1 rRNA gene (cut by a window edge) is annotated in these 1,430 nt (G+C 56.0%); it reads left to right on the plus strand.

What is annotated here, in order from left to right:
• Positions 1 to 1,398 (plus strand): 23S ribosomal RNA (locus tag ACZ6ZI_RS40195) (it extends 1,821 nt beyond the left edge of the window).
• Positions 1,399 to 1,430 lie beyond the last annotated feature (32 nt).

Genomic DNA, 1,430 nt, shown 5'->3' on the forward strand with positions numbered 1-1,430 from the left:
ATAAGGCTGAGACCTGATGCCGAGCCGATTGTGGTGAAGTGGATGATCCTATGCTGTCGAGAAAAGCCTCTAGCGAGTTTCATGGCGGCCCGTACCCTAAACCGACTCAGGTGGTCAGGTAGAGAATACCGAGGCGTTCGGGTGAACTATGGTTAAGGAACTCGGCAAAATGCCCCCGTAACTTCGGGAGAAGGGGGGCCATCACTGGTGATCGGACTTGCTCCGTGAGCTGGGGGTGGCCGCAGAGACCAGCGAGAAGCGACTGTTTACTAAAAACACAGGTCCGTGCGAAGCCGTAAGGCGATGTATACGGACTGACGCCTGCCCGGTGCTGGAACGTTAAGGGGACCGGTTAGTGACCTTTCGGGGTTGCGAAGCTGAGAACTTAAGCGCCAGTAAACGGCGGTGGTAACTATAACCATCCTAAGGTAGCGAAATTCCTTGTCGGGTAAGTTCCGACCTGCACGAATGGCGTAACGACTTCTCGACTGTCTCAACCATAGGCCCGGTGAAATTGCACTACGAGTAAAGATGCTCGTTTCGCGCAGCAGGACGGAAAGACCCCGGGACCTTTACTACAGTTTGATATTGGTGTTCGGTTCGGCTTGTGTAGGATAGGTGGGAGACTTTGAAGCCGTGACGCCAGTCATGGTGGAGTCGCCGTTGAAATACCACTCTGGTCGTGCTGGATGTCTAACCTCGGTCCGTGATCCGGATCAGGGACAGTGTCTGATGGGTAGTTTAACTGGGGCGGTTGCCTCCCAAAGGGTAACGGAGGCGCCCAAAGGTTCCCTCAGCCTGGTTGGCAATCAGGTGTTGAGTGTAAGTGCACAAGGGAGCTTGACTGTGAGACCGACGGGTCGAGCAGGGACGAAAGTCGGGACTAGTGATCCGGCGGTGGCTTGTGGAAGCGCCGTCGCTCAACGGATAAAAGGTACCCCGGGGATAACAGGCTGATCTTCCCCAAGAGTCCATATCGACGGGATGGTTTGGCACCTCGATGTCGGCTCGTCGCATCCTGGGGCTGGAGTCGGTCCCAAGGGTTGGGCTGTTCGCCCATTAAAGCGGTACGCGAGCTGGGTTTAGAACGTCGTGAGACAGTTCGGTCCCTATCCGCTGTGCGCGTAGGAATATTGAGAAGGGCTGTCCCTAGTACGAGAGGACCGGGACGGACGAACCTCTGGTGTGCCAGTTGTCCTGCCAAGGGCATGGCTGGTTGGCTACGTTCGGGAGGGATAACCGCTGAAAGCATCTAAGCGGGAAGCCTGCTTCAAGATGAGTATTCCCACCTCCTTGAGAGGGTAAGGCTCCCAGTAGACGACTGGGTTGATAGGCCAGATGTGGAAGCCCGGTAACGGGTGGAGCTGACTGGTACTAATAGGCCGAGGGCTTGTCCTCAGTTGCTCGCGTCCACTGTGTTAGTTCTGAAG

This window comes from Streptomyces sp. NPDC103540 (assembly GCF_055584445.1).